Annotated in this window: 27 protein-coding genes; 9 read left to right on the top strand and 18 right to left on the bottom strand. The window is 60.1% G+C overall.

Annotated elements, in window-relative coordinates; translation table 11 throughout:
- Nucleotides 1-17: 17 nt before the first annotated feature.
- Both ACAD63_RS12180 and ACAD63_RS12175 read left to right on the top strand, forming a co-directional pair.
- On the top strand, nt 18-1,202 hold the full coding sequence (locus ACAD63_RS12180; RefSeq protein ID WP_135706538.1) for a hypothetical protein: 1,185 nt from the start codon (nt 18-20) through the stop codon (nt 1,200-1,202).
- On the top strand, nt 1,199-2,107 hold the full coding sequence (locus ACAD63_RS12175) for a 2OG-Fe(II) oxygenase (protein ID WP_434032723.1): 909 nt from the start codon (nt 1,199-1,201) through the stop codon (nt 2,105-2,107). Before ACAD63_RS12180 ends, ACAD63_RS12175 begins: the two co-directional genes overlap by 4 nt.
- Here ACAD63_RS12175 and ACAD63_RS12170 read toward each other — a convergent pair.
- The 3 genes from ACAD63_RS12170 to ACAD63_RS12160 all read right to left on the bottom strand — a co-directional run bounded on the left by ACAD63_RS12170 (nt 2,073) and on the right by ACAD63_RS12160 (nt 5,559).
- Nucleotides 2,073-4,499: a lanthionine synthetase LanC family protein gene (locus tag ACAD63_RS12170; RefSeq protein ID WP_434032722.1), complete on the bottom strand. Its 2,427-nt coding sequence runs from the start codon at nt 4,497-4,499 to the stop codon at nt 2,073-2,075. The two genes, ACAD63_RS12175 and ACAD63_RS12170, sit on opposite strands and share 35 nt — an antisense overlap.
- Nucleotides 4,500-4,995: 496 nt before the next feature.
- Nucleotides 4,996-5,238, bottom strand: a complete 243-nt coding sequence (locus ACAD63_RS12165) for a hypothetical protein (RefSeq protein WP_133096773.1) — start codon at nt 5,236-5,238, stop codon at nt 4,996-4,998.
- Between the two features lie 9 nt (nt 5,239-5,247).
- On the bottom strand, nt 5,248-5,559 hold the full coding sequence (locus ACAD63_RS12160; RefSeq protein ID WP_135706541.1) for a hypothetical protein: 312 nt from the start codon (nt 5,557-5,559) through the stop codon (nt 5,248-5,250).
- A gap of 495 nt (nt 5,560-6,054) precedes the next feature.
- Between ACAD63_RS12160 and ACAD63_RS12155 the strand changes: the two genes are divergently transcribed.
- Nucleotides 6,055-6,645 carry an AraC family transcriptional regulator ligand-binding domain-containing protein gene (locus ACAD63_RS12155; RefSeq protein ID WP_434032721.1) on the top strand — a complete coding sequence of 197 codons (591 nt, stop codon included), beginning with the start codon at nt 6,055-6,057 and terminating at the stop codon, nt 6,643-6,645.
- Complete coding sequence (locus ACAD63_RS12150; protein ID WP_434032720.1) at nt 6,617-6,847, top strand: helix-turn-helix domain-containing protein; 231 nt, start codon at nt 6,617-6,619, stop codon at nt 6,845-6,847. The genes ACAD63_RS12155 and ACAD63_RS12150 overlap by 29 nt, the downstream gene beginning before the upstream one ends.
- A 115-nt stretch (nt 6,848-6,962) precedes the next feature.
- On the opposite strand, the gene ACAD63_RS12145 is transcribed toward ACAD63_RS12150, so the two are convergent.
- The 12 genes from ACAD63_RS12145 to ACAD63_RS12090 form a co-directional block, all read right to left on the bottom strand.
- Nucleotides 6,963-7,112 carry a hypothetical protein gene (locus ACAD63_RS12145; protein WP_165971540.1) on the bottom strand — a complete coding sequence of 50 codons (150 nt, stop codon included), beginning with the start codon at nt 7,110-7,112 and terminating at the stop codon, nt 6,963-6,965.
- Nucleotides 7,113-7,313: 201 nt separating this feature from the next.
- Entirely contained in the window at nt 7,314-7,553 is a 240-nt protein-coding gene (locus ACAD63_RS12140; RefSeq protein ID WP_135706543.1) for a hypothetical protein, read from the bottom strand.
- Between the two features lie 168 nt (nt 7,554-7,721).
- Entirely contained in the window at nt 7,722-7,976 is a 255-nt protein-coding gene (locus ACAD63_RS12135; protein WP_434032719.1) for a response regulator transcription factor, read from the bottom strand.
- Between the two features lie 46 nt (nt 7,977-8,022).
- Nucleotides 8,023-9,456: an adenylate/guanylate cyclase domain-containing protein gene (locus ACAD63_RS12130; protein WP_135706544.1), complete on the bottom strand. Its 1,434-nt coding sequence runs from the start codon at nt 9,454-9,456 to the stop codon at nt 8,023-8,025.
- Nucleotides 9,457-9,478: 22 nt separating this feature from the next.
- Nucleotides 9,479-9,766 (bottom strand): BufA1 family periplasmic bufferin-type metallophore, encoded by a 288-nt coding sequence (locus ACAD63_RS12125; RefSeq protein ID WP_434032718.1) that lies wholly within the window; start codon nt 9,764-9,766, stop codon nt 9,479-9,481.
- A gap of 44 nt (nt 9,767-9,810) precedes the next feature.
- A complete protein-coding gene (locus ACAD63_RS12120; protein WP_240746080.1) occupies nt 9,811-10,836 on the bottom strand; it encodes a YeeE/YedE thiosulfate transporter family protein in 1,026 nt (341 codons plus the stop codon).
- Between the two features lie 47 nt (nt 10,837-10,883).
- Complete coding sequence (locus ACAD63_RS12115) at nt 10,884-11,390, bottom strand: cupin domain-containing protein (protein WP_135706546.1); 507 nt, start codon at nt 11,388-11,390, stop codon at nt 10,884-10,886.
- A 62-nt stretch (nt 11,391-11,452) separates the two neighbouring features.
- Nucleotides 11,453-12,514 carry a patatin-like phospholipase family protein gene (locus tag ACAD63_RS12110; protein ID WP_434032717.1) on the bottom strand — a complete coding sequence of 354 codons (1,062 nt, stop codon included), beginning with the start codon at nt 12,512-12,514 and terminating at the stop codon, nt 11,453-11,455.
- Nucleotides 12,515-12,523: 9 nt separating this feature from the next.
- A complete protein-coding gene (locus ACAD63_RS12105) occupies nt 12,524-13,306 on the bottom strand; it encodes a 3-hydroxybutyrate dehydrogenase (RefSeq protein WP_133096766.1) in 783 nt (260 codons plus the stop codon).
- A complete protein-coding gene (locus ACAD63_RS12100; RefSeq protein ID WP_434032716.1) occupies nt 13,299-14,726 on the bottom strand; it encodes an NAD(P)/FAD-dependent oxidoreductase in 1,428 nt (475 codons plus the stop codon). The genes ACAD63_RS12105 and ACAD63_RS12100 overlap by 8 nt, the downstream gene beginning before the upstream one ends.
- 43 nt (nt 14,727-14,769) lie before the next feature.
- On the bottom strand, nt 14,770-15,279 hold the full coding sequence (locus ACAD63_RS12095; protein WP_218959589.1) for a DoxX family protein: 510 nt from the start codon (nt 15,277-15,279) through the stop codon (nt 14,770-14,772).
- A gap of 96 nt (nt 15,280-15,375) precedes the next feature.
- On the bottom strand, nt 15,376-15,702 hold the full coding sequence (locus ACAD63_RS12090) for a BufA1 family periplasmic bufferin-type metallophore (RefSeq protein WP_135706548.1): 327 nt from the start codon (nt 15,700-15,702) through the stop codon (nt 15,376-15,378).
- Between the two features lie 269 nt (nt 15,703-15,971).
- On the opposite strand from ACAD63_RS12090, the gene ACAD63_RS12085 reads away from it, so the two are divergent.
- Nucleotides 15,972-16,121 carry a hypothetical protein gene (locus ACAD63_RS12085; RefSeq protein WP_167884636.1) on the top strand — a complete coding sequence of 50 codons (150 nt, stop codon included), beginning with the start codon at nt 15,972-15,974 and terminating at the stop codon, nt 16,119-16,121.
- A 9-nt stretch (nt 16,122-16,130) separates the two neighbouring features.
- On the top strand, nt 16,131-16,676 hold the full coding sequence (locus ACAD63_RS12080) for a histidine kinase dimerization/phospho-acceptor domain-containing protein (RefSeq protein ID WP_434032715.1): 546 nt from the start codon (nt 16,131-16,133) through the stop codon (nt 16,674-16,676).
- Between the two features lie 135 nt (nt 16,677-16,811).
- On the opposite strand, the gene ACAD63_RS12075 is transcribed toward ACAD63_RS12080, so the two are convergent.
- Entirely contained in the window at nt 16,812-17,717 is a 906-nt protein-coding gene (locus ACAD63_RS12075) for a LysR substrate-binding domain-containing protein (protein ID WP_434032714.1), read from the bottom strand.
- A gap of 103 nt (nt 17,718-17,820) precedes the next feature.
- Between ACAD63_RS12075 and ACAD63_RS12070 the strand changes: the two genes are divergently transcribed.
- The 3 genes from ACAD63_RS12070 to ACAD63_RS12060 all read left to right on the top strand — a co-directional run bounded on the left by ACAD63_RS12070 (nt 17,821) and on the right by ACAD63_RS12060 (nt 22,164).
- Nucleotides 17,821-19,233, top strand: a complete 1,413-nt coding sequence (locus ACAD63_RS12070) for a M20 family metallopeptidase (RefSeq protein WP_434032713.1) — start codon at nt 17,821-17,823, stop codon at nt 19,231-19,233.
- Nucleotides 19,234-19,450: 217 nt separating this feature from the next.
- Nucleotides 19,451-20,431: a Bug family tripartite tricarboxylate transporter substrate binding protein gene (locus ACAD63_RS12065; RefSeq protein WP_434032712.1), complete on the top strand. Its 981-nt coding sequence runs from the start codon at nt 19,451-19,453 to the stop codon at nt 20,429-20,431.
- A 119-nt stretch (nt 20,432-20,550) separates the two neighbouring features.
- Nucleotides 20,551-22,164: an amidase gene (locus ACAD63_RS12060; protein WP_434032711.1), complete on the top strand. Its 1,614-nt coding sequence runs from the start codon at nt 20,551-20,553 to the stop codon at nt 22,162-22,164.
- 94 nt (nt 22,165-22,258) lie between these two features.
- On the opposite strand, the gene ACAD63_RS12055 is transcribed toward ACAD63_RS12060, so the two are convergent.
- The gene (locus ACAD63_RS12055) at nt 22,259-22,750 is read right to left on the bottom strand and encodes a hypothetical protein (protein WP_434032710.1); all 492 of its coding nucleotides are present in this window, start codon (nt 22,748-22,750) and stop codon (nt 22,259-22,261) included.
- On the bottom strand, nt 22,747-23,229 hold the full coding sequence (locus tag ACAD63_RS12050; protein WP_434032709.1) for a hypothetical protein: 483 nt from the start codon (nt 23,227-23,229) through the stop codon (nt 22,747-22,749). Before ACAD63_RS12050 ends, ACAD63_RS12055 begins: the two co-directional genes overlap by 4 nt.
- Between the last annotated feature and the right edge of the window lie 160 nt (nt 23,230-23,389).

Genomic DNA, 23,389 nt, shown 5'->3' with positions numbered 1-23,389 from the left:
GGCGAAAGCAGAGAGATATGGACGGTCGCCTGCTTGAAACTTCCATATTTCGATCGAATCCGGACTACCAGTTGGTGCTGGTCGATCGGCTCAGCGAGCAAGAGCGACGCCAACTTCAGGAAGCCGATTGCTCGGAAGACCTGTATGGCGCTCTCGTGCCGCAAGGTGGCAGCGCGCAAGGCTGGCGCGCAGTATCTTGTGAAACTGCTCTGCTCTTCGTGGCGCTTGTCGAAGCCGGTCCGCTACCACGCTATGTGCTGCGTCGCCTCGGTCACGACCTTGAGTCCACCATAAAGAGGCTTCTGCTGGATGGAGTCCTGCAGATATTGCTCAACGATGATTTCATCAGTGGTCCGCAGGTGGCGGGACTTTCCGGATCGCTGCCTGGTTGGTCGAGCCGCGGTTGCAACTTCGATCTTTCCGTGTCCGCGCTTCGGTATGGCCAGGAGTTGAACTGCCTTCCCGAAACCGAACTTGCGCATCGCTTGTACTCCTATGGCCGGAAGCCGGTGTCTCCCAAACTTCAACGGCGTCTCACTGGTCCTGCGGCAGTAGCCCGCTTCCTCGGAATCGCTGAGGACGGTATCCTGGTTCGCTCGCTCCATCGTCATTGGACGCATGTGCCGGTATCGCAAGGTGCTCGGGAATTCTGGTGGCAGTGGCTTTCCACATCAGAGCCGCCGCGCGGGACCGCACAGAGGGCCAGCTTCAAGCTCTATTTGAGTCCTGTTGTAAATGACATGCCTGAAGCGCTGGAGACTCTCATCGGCGCACTGGCTCATGCACATGGGGTCACGGGATTCAAGGTTGGCGTCGGACTTTGGGGGATTTCCCGGCCGGACAAGACCTTAGTCTATTTCACTCATTTAGATGATCTCTATCAATTTGCCGACCTTCTTCGGACGAGACTTGCCGGCTGCGCGCCGCACGGTGTTCCATTTAGCGCCGCGGCTTCGGAGAACGGTCTCCTCTCCTGGGGAGCCGATCCGCCGCGTGGCGCCGTCAAAGGCGAGCGAACGACAAGCTGGCGAATGTGGGTGACTTGGCGCCTTGCCGAATATCTTGTCTCAGCCAGGACCGCCGCGCTGAACACGATGGAGCCTTGGCAATATGCGCTCGAACGTCTGAGCTTGGCAGAGATCGATACCGACACATGGATTCCGTCCGACGGGATGTGGCCGGCGGCGTTGGAAAGGGCATGAACGCGACCACAACGCTTCTTCTCCCAGAGGATGTGATTGTGGCGCCGGTCGCCAACCTTCCTTCATATCTTAGACGTGGCGTTGCACATGAGCCCGACGACTTCATTGTGACGCGAGCCGCCGCCGGGGCTGAATCCTTTGTTGTCGATGAAGACACCGCAGCGCTATTAGCGCACTTCCGTTCACCGACGACTGTGGTGGATGCCATCGCCAACTTCTGTGCAAGGAACGAATTGGATCCGATGCGCACGCTGGAAGATGCGTTCGCCGTGCTAGCGGACCTGGTTGCCGCAACGATGCTCGTCCCCGCTGAAGCGCATTTAGCGCTGCCCGTTCGGCGCATTCACATCGAATGGCAGACCTATCGTTACTACGAAATCTACAGAAGACTGTTCAGCGAGGAGGACTGCCAATCGATCGTTTCCCTGCACAATGAATACAGCATGGTGGCAAGCAGAATAAATTATCAATCGGGTGATCCCGTCAGAGACTGCCACCTGTTTTGGATCCCGAGAAGTGCAAGCACTGAATGGATTTTTTCTCGGCTATGGGCGGCAGCACAGCGCTTCAACGAGGCATATCAATTCGAGCTACTGCCAGAAATGGGGATGGCGCAGCTCACTCGTTATACACCAGGGCAGCAATACAACTGGCATATGGATCTCGGCGCCAAGGATGCGAGCGTTCGCAAGATCTCGATGGTTCTGCAACTTAGTGCAAACAAAGACATGAAGGGCGGTGGCACCGAGATATTTTACGGTGATGCGATCGACAACCAGTTGCATGCCGACATAGGAGATGTCGTCGTGTTTCCGTCATTCGTCATGCATCGAGCAGCGATGATTACCAGCGGTGTTCGCTGGACGCTCGTTATCTGGCTGACTGGCCCGGGGCCTCTCCGGTAGCCAACGATGGCGCCCGCTTCGACCAATGCTCGCTGTCAAAGAATGGCATACAGGCGAACTCCGGTGCGGCTAGATCCGCAACGAGCAGCGCAATGCCGAGGTCGCCATGGAAGAGACTATTCAGCCGATTCGATGTCAAGCCGGGACTCGCGGCGGCACGTTCCGCCATTACCCTGGCGCGAGCCAGCCACACCGATTCCCCAGTAGACCCATGGAGCCGCAACAACGCATAGGCTCGTCCGGCCAATCCACAGCACAAATCGCCTGGGGCATCGGACGATCCATCGTAGGAATGCCAGGCAGCCATGCGGGCAAGACGCTCAAATTGGAAGTCGGAGCCGAGCAGTTCATACGCCGTCGTCCAAAGATGGACGTACCCTGCGGCACCATTACACCAACTGGCTGAGAGTATTCCAGTAGTGGCCGTATGTTGGATCTTTCGTGGCCACAGCATGCCGCGGCCTGAAGGTTGTCCGAGCGCCGCAAGTTGCTGCAGTCGTTCGACCAGGCGCGGCGGCACGGCGGCGCCGGACGCCTCACACCATCGCATGGTGGCAAAAAGGTACCCACACCATCCATGAGCCGCGCCCAACGTCGCCTGCGACACTCGCTCCAACGGAGGGTAAGCATCCAGTTGTACCCAGATGCCATGCAGCAGTCTCTGCCCCAATGCGAGTAAAGCATCGCACTCGAGATGTTGGGGCGCTATGTCCAACAGCATGGCACAACCAATCAACAATCCCGACCGACCAAACGCAACGTCGAGCTGATCACATAGTGCGCAAGCGGCGGCGTAAGCTTCCAGCGCGTGCTGCTGTGCGACATCATCGCCGCGCGCATGAGCAATGAGGGCCTGCACGCAATGAATGCCGCAGGCGTGATGGAACAAGGAGCTCTGCCCGAGGACTTCCGGGACAATGCTACGTTCGGCATTCCAAAAGGTAGCGTCGCTCGAGATTGCGGACGCCGCGCGGGTCAGCCACTGGTCGGCGGCGGCGAGTAAGGTCTCGTCGTCCCTGCTACGCGCGATTCTGAGCAAGAAATAGGCGATCCCAGCGGCGCCATAAGTGATCGATCCCGTGGGCGCTTCCAACCCGTCGCGGTACAAGCGCTCTGGTACGCGGAGACGGCTTAGCACATTGTCCAGCACTAGCTGAGACTGCACGTCCGTGCTGTGGCTGACGGAATATGTCGCCCCTACGAGCTGTCTTCGCGGCGAAGCCTGCAGGAACGATTGCAGCATTTCGTCTAAGGACGAGAAACGGTCGGCCGGGTCTTTTTCCAACGCACGGTTGAGGCAGCCTTCCAGGCAGAAGAACCTGTCGGCGCGGTGATGAGAGAAAGGCTGTGGTGGCTCGTTGACCACCTGGCTTAGCATGGCATCTTGCTGCAGCGAAAATGAATGCGTGTGGGCGCCGGTAAAAAGAAAGTAAAGCAATGCTCCAATCGAGTATTGCTCCGAGGCGAGGGAGGCAAGCGGAACCTCTACCGATGCAAGATTCGCGCGGGCGATTTCAGGTGCAAGGAATAGATCGATACCACCGTGCAAGCCCATTGTGCCGGCGGCCGGCATGACCGCAAGGCCAAAATCGAGGACAGTAATCTTGTCGCTTTCGTCAACAACGATATTGCGAGGGTGAACGTCGCCATGCAATACGCCTTGTGAATGAAGTTGCGCATACGATCGAAGGACGTGCTCGGCAAGCTTCAGTAGTGTGTCGCTGCGTTCCGGTTCAGGTAATACATGGGCCTCCGCCACAGCACGGTACAAATCTACCCCAGAATGCCATGTCGTCACGATGAACGAGCGCCCATCAAGTCGGCCGGCCGCCAGCAGGCGAGGGCTAACCTTCCCATCCAGGCATGACAGGACATTGGCTTCATTATGAATGGTGGCGGTGGTAGTCCGCCTGATGTTGGCTCCCACGATCTTGAGCGCAACAGCAGTTCCGTCAGCGGAACGTCCACGGTAGACCTCGGTGTCATCAAGAAGATGGATGGCCTCGAGAATCTCGACGTCTCCTACAAATTCACCGACGGACAATGACGATGCAATGGGCTGAGCCAGAATCGACTCGGCCGGTACTAGCACCCTTGCGGCGACCAACTCGCTCAGCATAGCGAACGCGGCGACAAGCGTGCGCATCGGATCCAGTTCGTTTGCATGACAATAGGCCAGGATTGCATCCACGACCGTCGACGGCGAACGGAAGTGCGTCAATAGCGCAGCAGTCTGTGCATCGACGATGATTGATCCCGAGCGGGTACGCGCGCGCGTCACATAGAAGTCGCCAGAATCATTGGAAACACGACGCCCCAACTCTGAGGGAAGATTAGCGACTGGAGCTAACGCTACATCTTCGGGGAGAAGGAGTCTGGTGGTCGCGTTCATTGCCTGGCCTCCGAGCTTTCCGCATTGGGTCCGCGCCCGCAGAGAGACTTGGTTCGCAGCATCCACGTATATTAGACTGCCATCAAAGGCAGCTCCGATTCTTCTGTAGAAGCAGCCATCCCGCTCGCTGCCATTCCATCACCACCCCGTCCGACGGCCGCCTGGTCAGCCGGCCGCGGCACCAGATCGCTTCGAAGTTTGCGGTAGCGGTAAGTTGCCGATTCAAAATAATTGAATTGGCTTGGTACGGCGGAAGAAGCCTAGCCGGTGGCTCAGGAAGGCCGACATCGGCGGTGCCGCCTGCCGTCGGCAGTCGACGCACAGGTGTTCAGCTCCGAATCCCCAATGAATAGTTTCATGGCTCGCATGGCCAGCACGAAACCTTCGCGCAGGAGAGGCTGAAGCGAGAACTGTGTTTCGATCAACGAGCCTGGGTTTAGCGGCAGTTCGTCCCGCTACAGCGTATGCCCGCCCCCGCTAACCCAGGCGCTGAAGCTCAGGACTTTCTCGTCAGGCTGCACTTCATCGATCCCATGTCCACCCGGTAATTCTGCATCACTTCGGACAGGCGCTCATGTAACTGTCTGGCATCCAGATCAAGCCTGATATGTGCAGGCGCTTCCATCTCAGTCATATGCTGCCCGGGCTTTGTCTCGGGGTACATCGGAGGCGAACCTTCGGGATAAGCAACCATGGAAACGATGTTCCCGCTGCTGTCATGAATAACCGTCAATCGCATGGAAATCCCCTAAGCCGTTGTCACGGTCAGATACAAAGAAACATAGTCAATGGTCTCCTGTCCGTCGTTGGCGAACGTGGCATACGCGTTTGTTTCCACAAAGCTGATGTCCCCTGTGCCGCTAATGACGTTCTCGATCGACATGTCGCTGATCCAAGCCGCATACCTAGCTCTGCGGTTGCCACCAGGGTGAGCCGTCACATTAATCGTGGAACCCTTGAATACATCGCTGGGGCCCCAGACCACGTTATACGCGGCGCCGGGAGCCAAGCCTCCGGCAGGCGTAACGTAGTAGGGTCCGAAATGGTTGATCGTCGCCATATTTGGATTTCTCCTTCTTTCAACGTGAATGACCATCGACTCACAGCGAAGGGTAGCGCCTGCCGAGCTTCAATAGAGGTACCAACCAACGGTTGATGAGGCCCTTTCCAGACGGAACCAATTCTGGCTTGGCGGCCCGGGGGGCAGGCGCCAGGGGCATGTGGATGCAATAGACGTGAGCGGTTGGGCGCTTTGGCGTGAATTGCGTCCCGGTCGTAGAGCTCGACTTACCTCCGGGGACGGTACGCAATACCGCAAGCGCGGTAGATGCCGTCTCCTGGGCTGGCCTAAGACCTGACCTGTAGATATGCATGACGTCATCGCAGGCGCCCCCTCGCATTGCCTCTTTTTGTTGCGCGGAAGGCCGACCGCGGACTGTCCGGCAATGCATGGATCGTAGAAGATCGCCTTCAATGAGCAATTGCATGAAACTTAATACTGACCTGCACTGAATTTGCAGCAGTCGTGCATGGATCCATGCACGGTAGTGCTTCCTTGACCAATTACGCTGCATTGGCACAAGCCGCCGGACTCGACCCCGAGGCGATGCTGCGCGAAGTCGGAATCGATCCGGCCCTCCTCAAGAATCCGGACCTCAAGGTATCTTCCGAGGCCGTCGGCCTGCTGCTGGAGCACTCGGCCCAGCGATCGGGCTGGGAGGATTTCGGCATACGGCTGGCCGAATCCAGGCCGTTTCTCGTGCTGGGGCCGCTGGCTTTTCTGGTGCGGGAACAGCGCAACGTGCGTGCGTCGTTGCAGGTGCTCTCCAACTACATCCATTTGCACAGCGAAGCCCTTCAGCTCTGGCTGGAAGAGGACGCACTGCAGGCGTGCTTGTGCTTTGAGTACCTGGGGCGCAGATCGCCTGCGCGCCAAGCGCTGGATCAGTCGATCACCATGGGGTATCGTTTTCTCAAACAAGCGCTGTCCGAAAGTTGGGTGCCTATTCGCGTGTGCTTCATGCATGAGGCTCCTCAGGATCTGCGGGCTATCCGGCGCGTGTTCACGACCAAGACAAGCTTCAAGGATGCGATTTGCCGCGCAGTTAGGCATCAATGTGAGAACCATCCGCCGCCACCTGGATAGCGAGGCCACTTCGTTCAATACCCTGATGCGCGAAGTCCGGCGCGAACTCGCTCAGCGCTACCTGGCTGGCCCGCCGCGCTCGCGCAACGAACTGGCAATGCTGCTGGGCTTCAGCGCTCCCCGGCCTTTCACGCGCTGGTTCCGCGACGAGTTCGGGGTGCCTGTTGCGGGCTGGATGCAGAACGATGCTGATTTTGGGTAATTGTCGAGCGGAAAGTTACAGCATTGCTGGGGCTGGTCCGGGTACATAGCCTGCACCGCTCCGCTACGCCAACAAACCCGCGCAGATGGAAGCGCGCACGCGCTGATCGCTGAACTCAAGAGCTTTTGAGAATGTCAACACCCGGGATGGAGTCCGCTGCAGCGCTTTCAGCAGCCATTTGCTCCTGGATGCGCCATATGTCCTGTTCATAGCTGCGCGCTGCGATCAGAAAGCCCAGCGCCGCCAGCAGTGAGAAAGCGGGCATGACCGCCATCGCGGTGGGCAGAGACAAGGCGTCGGACAGGAGAGCGCGCCAAAACGGGGGCTGACGTCCGGACCGCTACTGAGAGGCCAATGAGATACCTACAATGCGCGCATCATCGATAGCGCGATGCGATGGTCGAGCCCACGTCTGTGAAGGCGCTGCTGGTGAATGGCGTTCTGTTCGCTGGGCTGCCGCAACCGCTTAGCGCGTGCGCTGCGCTTCAAGCAGGGCGGGGTTCGGCTTCGCGGGCTGCCCGACGTGCTGAGGACGAGGGCCGTAGTTCCGGGGTGCGGGAGGAGCTGCGGTCTGAGCGGCGAGCTGTGCCGCTCTTGCGGCCTGGCGGGCACCCTCAATAACGGTAAAATCCGGGCCCGCAATGGCCGTTCCGGCAATGAGTGCGGTGATCAGGACTAAGACGGTATGCTGGATATTGGCATTCATGGCGGCGATCCTCATGGAGCTGTCGGGTTGGGCTTGCCCACCCCGTCCACGAATCGCGGCACGCCGGCAGGTACGAATGCACTGTACGCAATGACGGTGAGCGTATGGATAAGGTATCGCCCCAAAAAGAGGCTAGGGGATTGCCTTATTCGGTGGGCGGGCTCCGCCCTATTGGCTCTCGATCCACTGAATGGCGAAGCGCATCAGCTCCTTGCCGTTCGGGATATCCAGCTTCTCTTTGATGTTGGCCCGGTGTGCGTCGATGGTCTTGATGCTCCGATTCAGTTTCTCGGCGATTTCCCGGGTGCTGAAGCCGAGTCCGATCAGGTGCAGGACTTCGAATTCCCGCTCCGACAGCCGCGAAATCAGACCCGTCGGCATCTTCCTGGAAGCCGTCAGAGTCCGCGCCAGCTTTTCATGCATTGAGGCCTCAGGTAGATATTGCCTGCCAGCACCTCGCGGATAGCGTTCACAACATGCTCTGTGGCCTCGCCAGGGCCACCAGCTGCATCGTGCCGCTTACGCCGCCTACAGACTGCTGGGGAAGGACGTGCTTCTCGCCAAGATAGCCCTGCACGCGAGCCCGCTGATAGCTGGCTCGCGTGGCGAGGCCTCGCGTCCCCTGGATCTTGTTCTGCTTCTCAAGCTTGGCCGCCAGATTGACCGTGTCGCCAATCACCGTGTACTCAAGACGGCTGTCATGCCCGAGTATGCCGAACAGCACCGGCCCGCTTGCCATCCCGGCGCCAACGTCAGGTGCAGGCTGACCGCTGGACTGCCGCCGAATCCGCCATTGGTCAACCGCTTCCAGGATGGCATCGATGGCACGCAAGGCATTTGCTGCATGGCAATCGTCGGCAGTGACGGCGCCAAAGCTGGCAAGGATGCCGTCGCCCATGAATTTGTCTATGCTGCCGCCATGCGCTTTCACAATCGGCACAACCAGGCTTTGGTATTCGCCCAGTAATTGGATCAGTGCGGAGGGCTGCAACATGGCAGACGCCTGAGTGAAGCCGCGCATGTCGAGGAACACGACCGACGCCTCGCGCAGTTCGGCGTGGCCGACCATGACGCTTGCTTCGGAGTCGGTGATGCGATGGGCCACGGAATCGTCAAAGAATAGCGACAGGTCCGCGACCGCCAGTTGGCCCTTGACGGCCTTGACCACAAAGCCGCGCGCCCTGGCCAGGGCCAATGCCAGCGTGGCGCTGACGATCAGGATGGAAAGCAGCTTGTCGAACTCCGCTCCGTAGTGGATCTGGGTCGAGCGCAATGCGGTGACATAGTCCCAGGTGACAGGGTTGCCGCTCGCGTGTGTCAGCGCGTAGTGCAGCAACAGCAGCCAGCCCAAGGTCGCTGTGAGGCCCGACAGCGCCACCCAGAGCGGCTCGAAGCGCAAGGCACGCAAGGCGATTAAGCCGAAGATATAGGCGAATTCGGTGGTTTTCAGGTACATCTGGGCTGGCTGCTCGTACTGCAGGTGGTAGGCCCAGATGACGAAGATCAGGACTGCCATTTCGGCCACCACGCTCAGTCCCACCATCCAGTTGGCCAGTTGCCGGGTCATGGCAAGGTAGAGCCGGACCAACGCCAGCACCGCGAACAGCGAGACGCCGAGCGGTACCGCGCGTACGGGCGCGTCGGGTGAAAAGCCCGGGGGCGTTCCGAGATAAAGGACCGCGAACAGGAGCAGCACCAGCAGTTGCAGTGAGGTCACCAGCAACTCGCTCAGATACTGTTCACGCTCCAACTCCCGCCGTACTCGTGGCGGCAACTGCATGCCCTGGCCCAACGCAGCGAGCTTCGCTGCTAGCCCCGCAGCGATTTTCCGTGCCATGCTTGCCGCAATACGTTCCGACTTCTGCCGGTGCGGTGCCGTCAGTGTCTGTTCTTCCTGTTTCATCGCGCTGTCCCGCAGCCACCGTTCAGGGTGCGGCAGACCTGAGGCTGCCACCCGCGATCCGGGCGCAGGTGCCGGCGGGCAGCATCAGCCATTCATCGCCGGCGGCGTCGTGGCGGGCGCGGCCCGCGCAAGCGTGCAACGCGGTGCCGCAGTCGTTCCTGCCTGCCCTGGCTACGCCGAGGCACCGTTCACGGTCCAGGGCAAAGTGTGCCGGGGAACTGGCCAGCAGATGCGTGTTCTGCTTGATCGCAAGCCCGACGGCAGTGAGCGCGGTCGCGATCACCAGCGCGTTCCCGATACGGTGGCTCATGCTTACTCCTTCAGATTGTCAGCAGTGCAACACGACTGGTCGTGCTAGTCTGGCCTAGGATTGCGGGGCGCCCGGGGTCGCAGCGGCTGGCCAAGCCGACGCTGAAGCCATTGCGCGAGCGCGATGGTGACGCACATCGTGCCGAATGCGACCCATGCATACGGCCACAGCAGGGGCATGCCGACCAGCAGCAGTCCATCGTTGCCGCCCGGAATCAGCATGCCACCCCAGCCCATGAAGGCACCGCCTGCGAAGCACCGGAGACACTGCGCACTGGAAGTCGCGGGACCTTCGCGGCGGCCAGCGCTCATCCCGCCGAGGATGGCACCAGCGAGCAGCCCCAGCGACAGCAATGCCCGTGCCGGCAGCATGGCAGCGCTGCCACGTGCCAGTTCGGCCAGCACCTCGGTGTATGACCACGCGCCTGCCAGCAACAGGAGCAGCAAGAAGGTGACACCGATCACCGTGGTGGCATGGTGCGGTGACCAGATCCGGGCGCCAACGCGTGCATGCCACGTTTGCTCCAAGGGTGCAGGAGCGCCATGGCGTCGCGCCCGCTGCCACAGACGGAGCAGGCGCCATCCGACGAACAGAAGGAAAAGCACTGTCAGCAGCGGCGCAGCACCCCATACCGGCGAGGTGGCTGCGAGCGCCGGGCGCTCGGCTTGCGGCCACAGCGCAAGCAGCCCCACGCAGCCTGCGTAATATCCGAGGGGTGTGGCAGCATACGCCCATTGCCCGCTGCCCAGCCGGGCGATGGCGCCGAATACGCATGCGCCATTGATGAAGGCGCCCAGCCCGAGCAGGGCACCTCCCAGGACGGTCAGGCCATCGACCGGATAGCCGGACGGCATGGCCGGAAGCAGATGCAACCGCTGCGCGATCAGCAGTCCGCCACACACGTACAGCGACGCTTCTGCCATGGCACGGAGGTGCGAGCAACTGCGCGATGACGTGATCTCGCTGACCGCGGCGACCGCACAGGTTGCGCCGCGCTGGATGGCGAATCCCATCACGGCGGCGCAAAGCAGGGCGCCCGCAAAGGACAGACTCAGCAGCATGAGTTTCATGGGCGCATCATCCTCGGGCATGCGCAGGTAGCCGTCCCCGCACCTGTTCACATAGTATGCGGGTCCATCTTCATTTCGACCGGGAAGAGATCGGACGACAGCAAGACTGCGGGGCTGCCGCCTTCATTCTTCCACCAGTGGGAAGTCCCGTTCCTCTCCGCGGTCACGTCGCCGGCGCGGTGTACGATCGGAACCGCGCAGTTGCTCGCATACTCCACGATCTCGCCGGAGACGATATAGATGATTGCCGGGCGGTTGTTGTGGCTGTGCCATGGCACGATGCCACCGGGCTGCACGTCGAGCTGGCGCAGCCGCAGCAGGCGTCCCGCTACGGCTGCCGGCTCCTTCGAAAGGTCGGTCGAGGCGCGCACTGTATCGGTGACGCCCTTGGGTTCTGTCGCGCCAGGCCGCTGCCCCTGGCCATCCGCGACGCGCTTGTCGGCGGGGCACTGGCCGGCGTAGGCCATCACTGAGACGAGGGACAGGGTGACGGTGACGATCGCGCCGCGCATCACGCGATGCCAGACGGGTACGGCTTGCTTGGTGGTAGTCATGGTCCTAAACTCCGTGGGTTGAGGAATCCGCGCCGACCGCTTCGGTGGCGCTACGTGGTGGATCAAAGAAATTCCTGGTGCAAGTCGACGCTGCACCGTTCACCGATTGCGCTGTAGTTCTGCTGCAACCAGCGCCCGGCCTCGTCCCGGCCCTGATCGCGCAGATAGCAAAGGAAGTCCCAGTCGGCATTGAGCTTGCTGGAGACGCCGAGCGCCATCATGGTCTGGTCCGAGCGGATCGAGTGGATCAGCATCTCCTTCATTTCCCCGCGGTTGACCTTGCCATCCTGGATGAGCCTGGTGACGAAGCTGATGGCGCGCAGTTCGCGGATCAACGAGGAGTTGAAGCTGACCTCGTTGATGCGATTGAGGATCTCCGCGGCAGTCTTCGGCACACCCTTGCGCACGATGGGATTGATATGGACGATCACCACATCCCGCGCGCCACAGTTGTAGATCAACGGGAAAATGGCGGGGTTGCCGACATAGCCGCCGTCCCAGTAGTGTTCGCCGCCAATTTCCACCGCCTGGAACAGGAACGGCAGGCAGGCAGAAGCCAGCACAGCCTTCAGGCTGATGTCGTCGCGCGAGAACACGCGTACCTTGCCGGTCTCGACATTGGTCGCACACAGGTAAAGGTGGATCGGGCAGTGCTGGTTAAGCGCGTCAAAGTCGACATGGCGGGCCAGCACGTCGCGCAGCGGGTTGAAGTTGAGTGGGTTGAACTGGTAGGGCGACAGCACACGCAGCATCATGTCCGTCAGCAGGTACATCGGCGAGTAATCGAGCCCGTAGCCGTTGTGCAGCAAGGTCTCCCATGGCAGCTTGCGGAACGGGTTGCTGGCGCGCGCGGCGTTGGCAACGTCGCGCCAGAAGTCGTGCAGGGCGGTGCGGGCGCGTGGCGGCCCGCCCTGGAGCAGGCCGTACGCGAGCACCGCGGCATTCATCGCGCCGGCGCTGGTGGCGCTGACGCCCTCGATTGTAAGCCGGCCGTCTTCGAGCAGGCGGTCCAGCACGCCCCAGGCAAAGGCACCATGGGCACCCCCGCCTTGCAACGCCAGCGTGATCGGCTTCACGGCTTGGCCGGTTTCTCCGGCATCTCGCATTCCAGGATTGGTCGACATGGCTCGCCCTCAGTGCTGGGTCCAGCCACCATCCATTGCGAGCGCAGTGGCGGTCATCGAGGCTGAATTGTCCGAGGCCAAGAACAGGGCCAGGGCAGCAAGTTCGTCAATCCGCACGAACTCCTTGCGCGCCTGGTGCACCAGCAGGACATCGCGCACGACGTCGGCGGGCGAGATCCGGTGCGCGCGCGCCTGGTCGGCGATCTGCTGTTCCACCAACGGCGTCTTGACATAGCCGGGGCAGATCGTATTGCTGGTAATGCCAAACTCGGCCGTCTCCAGCGCCACAGCCTTGGACAGGCCGATCAGCCCGTGCTTGGCGGCGACATAGGGCGCCTTGAACGGCGAAGCCACCAGGCCATGGGCGGAGGCGATATTGATGATGCGGCCCCAGCGCCTGGCCTTCATGCCGGGCAGGACGGCCTTGATCAAGTGGAACGCCGAGGACAGGTTGATGGCAACGATGGCGTCCCACTTGTCGTCCGGCATCTCTTCGGTCGGGGCAACATGCTGGATGCCCGCGTTATTCACGATGACGTCAACCTTGCCGAACTCGGATGCAGCAAATTCGGCCATTTCGCGAACCTGGCAAGGTTGGCTCATGTCCGCCGGCGAATAGCGCACGCGCACGCCATACTCGCCCTCCAGCCCTGCACGCGTGGCTTCAATTTGCTCGGCATCGCCGAAGCCGTTCAGCAGTACATCGGCGCCATGGGCGGCAAAGGCGCGCGCAATGCCAAGCCCGATACCGCTGCTGGAGCCGGTAACGATGGCTGATTTTCCTTCAAGCATGTTGATCTCCTGTTAGCGTGGGGGCGGCGGGGGTGGCGTAGGGCGCCCGCGGTATCCCGGAAAGGTCATGCGTTGCAATGCGGGTTGCCGATGCACCCGGCGCTTGTGGGCGGTGGGGTGGCAGCCCATCGGGTGGCGATTCGTCTGCCTCGCTGGTGCGTGTAAAGCGCAGGTGGGTGATGTCAGTCGGGAAGAACATGGACAACGTCCATTCCGCCCAGAGGCGCAGCTTGCGCCCGAGCGTCGGCATGCGCATCAGGTACAGCGCACGCCAGGCCAGCCAGGCCGGCAAGCCCGAGAAGCTGAAGCCATACACCTGGGCAACGCCCTTCATATGCCCGATGCTGGCCATCGCGCCCTTGCTCTGGTACGAAAACGGTTTGCTTTCACGCTGTTCCAGGTGGCCGGCGAGGTTGTGGGCAAGCTGGCGCGCCTGAGCCACGGCAAACTGCGCGGTTGGCAGCGAATCCTCTTCGGTGGCGGCGTTGGCGACCCGTGCGCAATCGCCGATGGCCCACAGTCCGGGCATGCCGCGCACCGACATATCCGGGTTGGTCTCGATGCGTCCGCGCCGGGTGGCTAATGCGAGATTGCGCTCCAGGGTGGCGACCAGCGGATTCGGCTTGGTGCCGACGGTGCAGACCACCGTTGCACCTTCGATCATTTCGCCGTCAGCCAGCACCACCGTGTCGGCTTCGAAGCGGACGGCCCGGGTACCGAGCCTGAGCCGGATGCCGCGCGCGGCCATGTGGCGTGCCGCGGCCATGCCAAGCGAGGCGGGCAACTCGGGAAGCAGTTGCCCGGTGTCATGGAGCAGCGTTACCGCCAGCTCTTCGCGCTGCACGCGCGGGTAGAAGCGCCGGATGCTGCAAAGATAATCGGCGAGTTCCCCGGCAACCTCCACGCCCGAAAAGCCCCCGCCCACCACGATGAAATGGCCCAGCCGGCGGCGCAGGACCGGGTCCGACTCCAGTTCCATGCGGGCCAGTTGGCGCAACACGCGGTTGCGGATAAACAGGGCGTCACCCACAAGCTTCAGGGGCAGGGCGTGCTCGGCCATGCCGGGCACCAGGTCGAGATTCGCACGGGTGCCGAAGGCAAACACCAGATGGTCGAAGGGAATCTCGCGCAGGCCCGCCAGGGTCGTGCAGGACAGCTTGCCCTGGGCGTAGTTGACGTCCTGCACGGTGCCCATGATGAACTGGGTCCGCCTGAGCATCTGGCGGATCGGCACAATCACGTGTTCAGGGAAGACCGAGGCACCCACCACCTCGGCGAGCATCGGGTTGAAGGTGGTGTAGCTTTCGTTGCTGACGAGCATCAGCCGGTGAGTCGTCGGCAGCAGCTTCTCCAGCGCCTGGGCCAGCGTGGTGCCGGCGAATCCACCACCGATGATGACGATGTTGTTCTCTGCAAGCATGACGGTTCCTTTTGCCCCTGGCATGGCGCCCTGGGCTTTCGAGCTAGTGGCTGCCCTTGCCGCGCAGCAGGAAGCGGTCGATCAGGTGGTCCAGCGACAGCCGGCCCGGGCCGTGCAGCATCGTGACCAGCAGCAGGAGCCCCCAGTACTGGTGGTCCTTCAGGCCGACTTCGCCCAATCCCGGATACGAGATCACCGCGACGATGTTGAAGACGAACAAGGCCAGCGCGGCTGCCCGCGTACCGAGCCCGAGCATGAGCAGCACCGGCAGGCACAGCTCCGCTGCGGTACCAAGATAGGCGGCCAGGGTCGGGTTCAAAAGCGGCACGGCGTATTCGCTTTCGAAGAGCACAAGCGTGCTGGACCAGCTGGCGAGCTTGGTCAGCCCGGACTGGAAGAACACCAGGCCGATCAGTACGCGAATGCCGAGATCGAGCACAGGAGCCAGCATTTCCAGCAGGCGGATCGCCGCCTGCCCAGCGGCGATGATGTGCGAAGGCTTTGCGCCGGCCACATCCAGCGGCGCAGACGACAGAGGGGTGGTGCATTTCATTTGGGCTACCTCGCGAAGCGGTCAAGGACTTGGGGCGCGCTGGTCAGCCGTGACGCGGTTCGTGGCACGGCATTCCGCTGCAGGCTCGGGTGCCGCTCAGGCCGGGTGGGCCGCCTTGGCGGCCGGGCTGAATTCGCCGCTCTTGCCACCTGGCTTGGCGAACTCGGACATCTGCAGCCGGCCGCCCGCGATTTTTTCGCAAGTGCCCTTGGGCACGAGGATCCAGGCCTCCGCGTCACGATCGACCTTCGCTGTGGCGGCGCAAGAGCTCTTGCTGGTGCCGCAGTCGTTCTTGCCGGCCTTGGCAATGCCCGCGCATTTTTCGTTGTTGCCTGCCGCTGCCATGGCCTGCGAGGTGGCGCCGGCAATGCCAAGCGCCAGCATGCCTGCAACGGCGCCGCGGATGATTTGATCGCTGTTCATGATGCACACTCCGTCTTCGGTTGGGTTCAGGACAGGAGGGGAGGGATACCTGTCTCTGGATGGCAGTATGGAAAGGCGAGCTCACGCTTGTTTCGCTCAAATTTCAAATTTCCATCACGAGTGCGCAGGTGTCGACGGGCCGGGGCATCAGCGAAACCGGCGAATGGCTTGCCATCCATGAAATGCGTTCTAGTGGCTCCCCGGCCGCAAATCGGGCATGCAAGGACGGTCTTGCCGACATCCCACATGTTTCAAGATGAGGTAAAGCCATGTCGCGCCAGGACAAGCCGTTCAGCGTCCTTGAGCTGACCGCGCGGGTCAAGGCGATCTTCCGGCTGGTCGACACCCTGGCCAACCCGCCATCCGATGGCCCCAGGACGGTGCAGGTCAAGGCCTTGCACATCGATATCGACAAGTGAGAAGTAACCGTGCGCGGCACGCCTATCTTCCTCACTGCCAAGGAATTCCAGCTGCTTCTCTACTTTGCCAGCAACGACCTGCGTACGCCGCTCGCATTGATGCAGGGTTACCTGGAAATGCTGCTGCTGAAAGCCGAAGAGATGACGCCCGAGGACCGCAATCGCTACCTGCAGGTGGCGACCAGGCATTGCGAACGGCTCGGCAAGCTGGTGCAGGACCTGTTTGACCTGACCAAGCTCGAAGCGCGGGAGGTCCAGCCGCGGCTGGAGAGCTTCCCGTTGTCGGAACTGGCGCAGGACGTGGTCCAGAAGTTCGCCCTGGCGGCGAACAAGCGCGGGCTGGCCCTGCTGGCCATGTCAGGTCCCGGTTGTCCGCCGGTGAGCGCCGATATCGGCATGATCGAGCGGGTGCTGGAGAACCTGATCGAGAACGCCATGCGCTATACGCCTGCCGGCGGAGAAATCAGCGTCGACGTCCAGGCCGCCGGGGAGCGCGTTGTCGTTTGCCACAACGACCTAGAGTCAAAGTCCCTTTGCGTCAATACCTTACGATGACTCTTGCCATCTCAGAATGGCAGCTGTTCGCCACAAGGTTCGAGAGTTCCTCAATTGCTTGCCAAGTAGTCCCAGAGTTCTTGAAGTCCCGTGACCGGTACCCTAGTAGACCTGTTCAACCGTGTACTGAAATTGCTATTGCTTTCGACTTTCTCGTTGAATCCAACGACGAAAGTTCTCAAAGGCATGGGATGCTTCCGCACTATTCAGATAGCTCAAGTACCACCCCGTCCCGCGAACCATCCCAGGTTCTTTAAGGGGAGCAACTAGTCGAGCCTCCCGAAGCTCTTCTTCGATAAGGTTGACATCTGCAAGTGCATACCCTAACCCCTTGATCGCGGCCTGAATTGGCAAAGTCGTGTTGCCGAAGCTGAGCATGTACCGAGGCGCCTGCAACGGCTTGACGCTCGCGTGAGCGAACCAGTCGCTCCAGTCGTCTGGCTGCAATGTGGAGAACAGCAACGTTTCGTTCAGAAGCAAGGTTTGAGACGACTGCTGTTGGGTCCGCGAGGCTAGGTATGTCGGGCTGCAAACTGGTATGACGACATCACCGAACAAATAGTCCTGCTCAAGGTCTCGCCGTTCGCCGTGTCCATGAAAGATGGCGCCATCAATCTCGCCATTCGAAAGATCAATCTCTCCACGTAGCGTCGAGATCCGTAGTTCTACATCGGGGTTTTCCAAGTGGAAGCGTTGCAGTCGCGGCAGTAGCCAGCCAATCGCGAACGCGGCCGGCGCTGTGACGGAGACAAGCTGACGGTCTCCCGAAAGCTCCAGTTGGGAAGCGGCGGACCGAATATCCTCCAGTGCTGAGTGGACCCGAGGGTAAAACTTCTTCGCTGCCTCCGTGAGTACCAAGCCCCGGGGTAGTCTTTCAAACAACGTGACACCCAAGTGCGTTTCAAGGTTCTTGATTTGATGACTGATGGCGTTCGATGTAACGCTTAGCTCACCTGCCGCCAAGGCAAAACTACAGTGACGCGCGGCGGCCTCGAATGCTCTAAGCGTGTTAAGTGGCGGCAGCTTGGCTATGGTGGGCATGTAAGGGTAAATAAAATTTAGCCTAAGGCCAAGATATTATACGTTGCCAACAAACAGCGTAGGCAACTACGATGGACTCATCGCATTCACGAGGAGAAAATCGATGAGCCGTCAAACCGTCCTACAGTACGCGAATCACTACTACGAAAGTGGCAGATTCACTGACGATCTTGCGCGCCGGATCGCTTACCCGACCGAGAGCCCTCTATTAGAACGACGCCCGGTACTGCGCGACTACCTTCTCAAGGAGATGGTCCCCACCCTCGCATCCCTGGGATATACCTCTCGCATACTCGACAACCCAGTTGACAAGGAAATTCCGTTTCTGCTCGCCTCGCGAGAAGAGGGCCCCGAACTCCCTACTTTGCTCACCTATGGCCACGGAGACGTGGTACGGGGACTGGCGGAACTGTGGGATGAAGGGCTTTCGCCTTGGGAACTTCGAAAGGTTGGTGACCGCTTCTACGGCCGAGGCACGGCTGACAACAAGGCACAGCACAGCATCGTGATTGGGGCTTTGGAGGCCGTATTGAAGGTTCGGGGCAACCACGGGTTCAATTCGAAAATTCTGATCGACATGGGCGAGGAAATTGGCTCTCCTGGCCTTACCGAGGTGGTTGAAAATCATGCTCGGGATCTTCAAGCCGATATTTTCATCGCTTCCGACGGCCCGCGACTAAAAGTCGAGCGACCCGATATCAAGTTGGGCAATCGCGGAATGATGGCGTTCGACTTAGTAGTCGATCTTCGAGATGGAAGCCGTCACTCAGGCCATTGGGGAGGGGTCCTTGAAGATCCTGGCATCATCTTGGCAAACGCCCTTGCTCGTATAGCGGACAAAAGGGGCAAGATTTTGGTGCCAAATTGGTGCCCCGCTTCTGGAATTCCGCCCGCTATTAAGGCAGCGCTTACTGACTGCTATGTGGACCCTGGTCCAGATTTCCCGCATATTGCAGCTGACTGGGGAGAGCCTGGTCTAAGCCGCGCTGAGAAGATGTTCGGTTGGACCAGCTTCATCGTCCTCGCCTTCCTAACTGGGCAACCTGATGAACCGGTCAATGGGGTTCAGCCTTGGGCACGCGCATCCTGCCAGCTTCGCTTCTCCGCCGACATGAATCCAAAGGACTTTCTACCGGCATTGCGTAAGCACCTCGATGAAGAGGGTTTCGAGCAAGTGGAGATCATGCAGCGAGAAACAGGCTTTCACCCTGCGTCCCGTACCGACCCAGAGAATCAGTGGGTTAGATGGGCCGTTGATTCGATCGCATCGACAATGGGCGCCAAGCCCATTGTTGTGCCCAATGGCGCGGGCTCCCTTCCAAGCGAAGTTTTCGCACGGCACCTCGGGGTGCCAACCGTATGGGTGCCACATTCCTACACGGGGTGCAAGCAGCACGGGCCAAACGAACACGTGCTTGGGCAACTGATGAACGAAGGGCTGCGGATCATGGCCGGGCTGTTCTGGGACCTCGGTGAGGCGGGGCCGGAGAAAATGGCACCGAAGAACCGTGTTTGATTGAGCAACGGTCGCGAGGCCGCCCCAAGTTATCGGAGATGATTGCGTGGTCCGGAATATCTCTCAGATGGCAGCGGCCTCTTGATCAGGTGCCCACGTGGGATGAATTAAGTTAGATGCAAATATGGTTCTATCGTGTTGACATGCCCCGTCACTCCAGTGACCGGCTTCGTTTTGTCACATTTTGAGATGGACCTAATAGGCCTGGAGATAGGCAATGAATTCTTCGAAGACAGCAGCGTATATTGCGTTCAGTATTTTGGGCGTTTTTTGCATTGCGCATTCAGCCGCCCATGCAGCGTGGCCTGACCGTCCCATTACCGTTGTTCTGCCTACGGTCGCGGGCAGTTCTTTCGACATCAATATTCGAAAGCTCTCTGAGATTGTTGGGAAGTCGTTGGGGCAGCCTCTCGTAATCGACAATAAACCGGGTGCTGGTGGCGCAATTGCCATGACGAGTGTTGCTCGTGCCAATCCAGACGGATACACGATTGGAATTGGGAATACTCCGTCGCTGGCAATCACGCCGGAACTGGGCGCCAAAGTAGCCTACGACACGGGCAAATCTTTCTCGTATATCAGCAGGTTCACCAGCCAAGCAAATGTCCTGGTGGTCCACAAATCGTTGCCGGTAAAGACGGTCGAGGAACTAACCGCCTATGCGAAGAAGAATCCCGGTAAGCTTTCCATGGGCTCGCAGGGAATCGGCAGCACCGGACACCTCAGCGGCGAAATCTACAAAGCAATGACGGGCGCAGACTTCGTCCATGTCCCGTATCGTGGCGGGCCCCAGGCTATTCAGGACCTCGTTGGTGGGCGCGTCGACTTCATTTTTGAAAACACATCGACAATCGAATCGTATCTCGCCGAAGGCAGTGTCCGTCCGCTGGCTGTGACGTCGTCGGATCGTCTTGGCCGCTTCCCCAAGATCCCCACCATGAAGGAAGCCGGCATCAAGGACTTTGAGGCAACGGTATGGACAGTGGTGCTCGCGCCCGCTGGGATTCCGACACCGGTTTCTGACCGTCTCAACCGCGCGATCAACGCCGCCTTGTCCAGTCCTGAATTCAGAAAATTTCTTGTGGAACGTGGGACGGTTCCTCACGGTGGAAGCAGCGCCGACGCTCGGACATTCGTTCTGAAAGAGCAAGAGAAGTGGCGCGATGTCATCAAGAGGACTGGCGCGACGAACCGGTAACACAAAGTGGGGCGGCAGTCATCAACTGTTGACTAGCAAGGAATCTGCGAAGGCGACGGTACCGGGACGGCCGCGCAGCGCAGCGCAGCGCTACACATTATCGCAATGGGCCACCAGCCATGAATCCCAAGCTATTTCATCATTCCGCGCACCGTAAGGCTTATCAGCGCGCCAGAACTGTCCTCATTGCGGCCACGATCACAGCGCCTACATGGGCTTCCGCGGGCATGCCGGCCAACAAGATCATTGACATGGACCTTCCCGAACTGCGATCGGCGCTGGACAGTGGGGCAATCACCTCCGCTGAACTGGTCGGCGCCTACTTGAAGCAGATCGAGACCTACGACCGTCCTGTCGACGGCATCCATGCGGTGCTAGCCATTAATGAAAAAGCCATGGAACAGGCGACTGCGTGGGACGCCTGGCGGGCTCAACAGTGCGCGAACCAGCGTAACGCGCCACTGGCCGGCATACCGTTCCTTGTGAAGGACAATTTTGACGTAGCGGGGATGCCCAACACTGGCGGCTCCCTCGCTCTGAATGGCTCGATACCGGCAACCAATGCCTTCATCGTGCAAAAGCTCCTGGATCAGGGTGCCATCTTGCTTGGCAAGACCAATATGTCGGAGTTGGCTGCATCCTATGGGTGGTACGGTTACAGCTCAGTGGGTGGCCAGACGCTCAATCCGTTCAATCGCTTGAGGACAGCAAGCGGCTCGAGCAGCGGCTCGGCAGCCGCTGTAGCGGCCAGGTTTGCGCCTTTTGCTCTGGGCACCGATACCACAGGCTCCATTCGTTCCCCGGCCAGCGTTACCGGCACTGTAGGCATGCGGACGACACTGGGACTAGTCAGCCGCTCAGGGATTATCCCGCTGTCGCTGACGGCAGATGTTGCTGGCGCAATCACGCGGACCGTTGAGGACCAGGCCATTGTTCTCGACGTCATTCAGGGCCAGGATAAGAGCGATGCTGCAACCGAAGACGTGGTGCGCCCGCAAGAGTCTCTGGCGACGGGATTGGGCACTGAAAGTCTCGCCGGCAAGACGATCGCTGTAGTGGATAACTTCGACGGCGCGAATTATGAGGTCGACGACATCAAGCGACGCTCCGTGGCGGCAATGGAGAAGGCGGGGGCACGCATCGTCCATATCCGGTTGCCCCAAGTGTATGAAACGCTGCAGCCCGCCCTTCTTGGCCCCATCGGTTCTGCCGAGTTCCGTCCTCAATTTGAGGCGTATTTAGCCGGCTTGCCGGTCGGCCAGCCGCAGGATCTGCGAGAGTTCATGCGCCGGCTCGACGGGTACACGGACAAGGGTACCCGAATGATCAACCCGGGCCGATACAAAGCATTGGTGGAGAACCTGGAGAGCCGGTCCACCGATTCGCCTGCGTACATACGGATGTTGAGTGTAGTCATTCCGTCGTTGAGGCGGGAACTGTTGGAACTGATGGCCCACGGTCGTTATGACGCGCTCTTCTTTCCGACCATCGGTTGCAGCGCTCCGGTCGTACCTGGCAAGATCGACCCGACATTTGTGTGCAAGTCTTACGCATACGCCGCACCGAAGATCGCCTCCGCCACCGGTTTCCCGGAAATCACCGTGAACGGCGGTAGATCAGCCAGCAACATTCCGGTCGGCGTGTCATTCCTCGGCAAAGCAGGAGAAGATGCAAAGATTTTAAGAATTGCCGCTGCTTTTGAGCAGATGCGCCGAAGCAAGAAGGAGGACTGATAAGGCCGGCGCGCTGCTCGCGCCTGAGAGAGTTCGATTGAACAGGCCGACTTGCGCCGGATCGCTGCCTAGATCCGGGCAGGACTGCAGCAAGCTAGGCTCCCCTCTGCTCTGGCGCTACCCAGTTGGGATCGCAATTCACGTTGTACTTCTTCGGGTCGAGATTCTCACTTACCCACAAGAGGAATGCTTGTACGAAGCCCTCGCCTTTGCCGGCAAGCGTGACGTAGTTGACCAACGCCTTCAGGATCGCCGCGAGCGCGCATCCCTCAAGATCATCAACTTCAACGATGCCGGTCTCGCCCTTATCGAAGTGCTTGAGCGCGTTGATGAGGAGCATGTCGTTGACCGCCTTCCCGGCTACCCCTCGCGTCCGCTCAGGTCCGCCATTCTCCACCTCCATTCTGATTATCTCGTCGGTGAAGTTCTCCTGGCCGGTATTGAGGACGAGACGAGAGAGGATGACGTCCGCCGCGCCCGCGAGAGTGATGACTGAGAAGAGGTCGCGGCGCGCAAGAAAGAGGCCGATTGCTGCCTCAAGCTGGTCCGCCGCAAGTTGGAGGCGTGTGTAGGTCTTGACCGTCATCTTCTCGGCCTCATGCGTGCGGGCACATCCTTATAAGCCTCCATCATGCGCGGCCCTTCGTTCTTCAGCCACAGGAGCCGCATGAAGGCGTTCATGGTCGGCTCCGCTCGCTCGTTCAAGTTGACGTAGTCAATGATTGCTCTGGTCAGCGCCTTCTCCGCCAACTCGTACAGATCCAGCTCAACCGTCTCGCTATCAGTCTCCGAGAGGTGCTTGTGCGCTGAGATGCCGAGAAACTGTTCAATGTGATGGAAGTATGAATCGCGACTGGGCGTTTGCCCTTGCAAGCCTTCATGAACCCGCCGTGCATAGTCCACGAATGCTTCCTTGTCGGCTTCTGCCCGCAGAAGACCGTCCAAAATCCCGCTCGCCGCGCCTGCGAGGGTGATGACCGCGTGGTAGCAAAGACCGCGAAGGAATGTGTCTACAGCGGTTTCAAGCTGTATGCGCGCAATATCGCGCTTGTGGAAGGTCGGCATAGGTGCTGGCCGGGTTCACCAATATGCTCATTATCGCATCGACTGCGCTAGAGCCCAGGATCGGGCGCGCCTTGTCCTTGGCGCCGAAGCGAGGCCGTCGATCATCACAGCCAGTGTGTTCCGCTTTGCTCCTGATGACAGATGGCTGGCCCAATCATTG

This window comes from Cupriavidus sp. a3 (assembly GCF_051015765.1).
GTDB lineage: Bacteria > Pseudomonadota > Gammaproteobacteria > Burkholderiales > Burkholderiaceae > Cupriavidus > Cupriavidus oxalaticus_A.
The sequence above is the reverse complement of the archived record's forward strand: the minus strand, read 5'-3'. Positions and strand labels throughout refer to the sequence as shown.

Bases quoted from the DNA above. Each gene is read 5' to 3' on its own strand.
- ACAD63_RS12135 (WP_434032719.1), bottom strand. From the start codon at position 7,976: ATGCATGAAAAGCTGGCGCGGACTCTGACGGCTTCCAGGAAGATGCCG.
- ACAD63_RS12145 (WP_165971540.1), bottom strand. From the start codon at position 7,112: ATGCCCGCTTTCTCACTGCTGGCGGCGCTGGGCTTTCTGATCGCAGCG.
- ACAD63_RS12170 (WP_434032722.1), bottom strand. From the start codon at position 4,499: ATGAACGCGACCACCAGACTCCTTCTCCCCGAAGATGTAGCGTTAGCT.
- ACAD63_RS12100 (WP_434032716.1), bottom strand. From the start codon at position 14,726: ATGCTTGCAGAGAACAACATCGTCATCATCGGTGGTGGATTCGCCGGC.
- ACAD63_RS12090 (WP_135706548.1), bottom strand. From the start codon at position 15,702: ATGAACAGCGATCAAATCATCCGCGGCGCCGTTGCAGGCATGCTGGCG.
- ACAD63_RS12055 (WP_434032710.1), bottom strand. From the start codon at position 22,750: ATGACGGTCAAGACCTACACACGCCTCCAACTTGCGGCGGACCAGCTT.
- ACAD63_RS12095 (WP_218959589.1), bottom strand. From the start codon at position 15,279: ATGAAATGCACCACCCCTCTGTCGTCTGCGCCGCTGGATGTGGCCGGC.
- ACAD63_RS12180 (WP_135706538.1), top strand. From the start codon at position 18: ATGGACGGTCGCCTGCTTGAAACTTCCATATTTCGATCGAATCCGGAC.
- ACAD63_RS12125 (WP_434032718.1), bottom strand. From the start codon at position 9,766: ATGAGCCACCGTATCGGGAACGCGCTGGTGATCGCGACCGCGCTCACT.
- ACAD63_RS12065 (WP_434032712.1), top strand. From the start codon at position 19,451: ATGAATTCTTCGAAGACAGCAGCGTATATTGCGTTCAGTATTTTGGGC.
- ACAD63_RS12105 (WP_133096766.1), bottom strand. From the start codon at position 13,306: ATGCTTGAAGGAAAATCAGCCATCGTTACCGGCTCCAGCAGCGGTATC.
- ACAD63_RS12120 (WP_240746080.1), bottom strand. From the start codon at position 10,836: ATGAAACTCATGCTGCTGAGTCTGTCCTTTGCGGGCGCCCTGCTTTGC.
- ACAD63_RS12110 (WP_434032717.1), bottom strand. From the start codon at position 12,514: ATGTCGACCAATCCTGGAATGCGAGATGCCGGAGAAACCGGCCAAGCC.
- ACAD63_RS12050 (WP_434032709.1), bottom strand. From the start codon at position 23,229: ATGCCGACCTTCCACAAGCGCGATATTGCGCGCATACAGCTTGAAACC.
- ACAD63_RS12085 (WP_167884636.1), top strand. From the start codon at position 15,972: ATGTCGCGCCAGGACAAGCCGTTCAGCGTCCTTGAGCTGACCGCGCGG.
- ACAD63_RS12140 (WP_135706543.1), bottom strand. From the start codon at position 7,553: ATGAATGCCAATATCCAGCATACCGTCTTAGTCCTGATCACCGCACTC.
- ACAD63_RS12115 (WP_135706546.1), bottom strand. From the start codon at position 11,390: ATGACTACCACCAAGCAAGCCGTACCCGTCTGGCATCGCGTGATGCGC.
- ACAD63_RS12165 (WP_133096773.1), bottom strand. From the start codon at position 5,238: ATGCGATTGACGGTTATTCATGACAGCAGCGGGAACATCGTTTCCATG.
- ACAD63_RS12175 (WP_434032723.1), top strand. From the start codon at position 1,199: ATGAACGCGACCACAACGCTTCTTCTCCCAGAGGATGTGATTGTGGCG.
- ACAD63_RS12060 (WP_434032711.1), top strand. From the start codon at position 20,551: ATGAATCCCAAGCTATTTCATCATTCCGCGCACCGTAAGGCTTATCAG.
- ACAD63_RS12070 (WP_434032713.1), top strand. From the start codon at position 17,821: ATGAGCCGTCAAACCGTCCTACAGTACGCGAATCACTACTACGAAAGT.
- ACAD63_RS12160 (WP_135706541.1), bottom strand. From the start codon at position 5,559: ATGGCGACGATCAACCATTTCGGACCCTACTACGTTACGCCTGCCGGA.
- ACAD63_RS12130 (WP_135706544.1), bottom strand. From the start codon at position 9,456: ATGAAACAGGAAGAACAGACACTGACGGCACCGCACCGGCAGAAGTCG.
- ACAD63_RS12075 (WP_434032714.1), bottom strand. From the start codon at position 17,717: ATGCCCACCATAGCCAAGCTGCCGCCACTTAACACGCTTAGAGCATTC.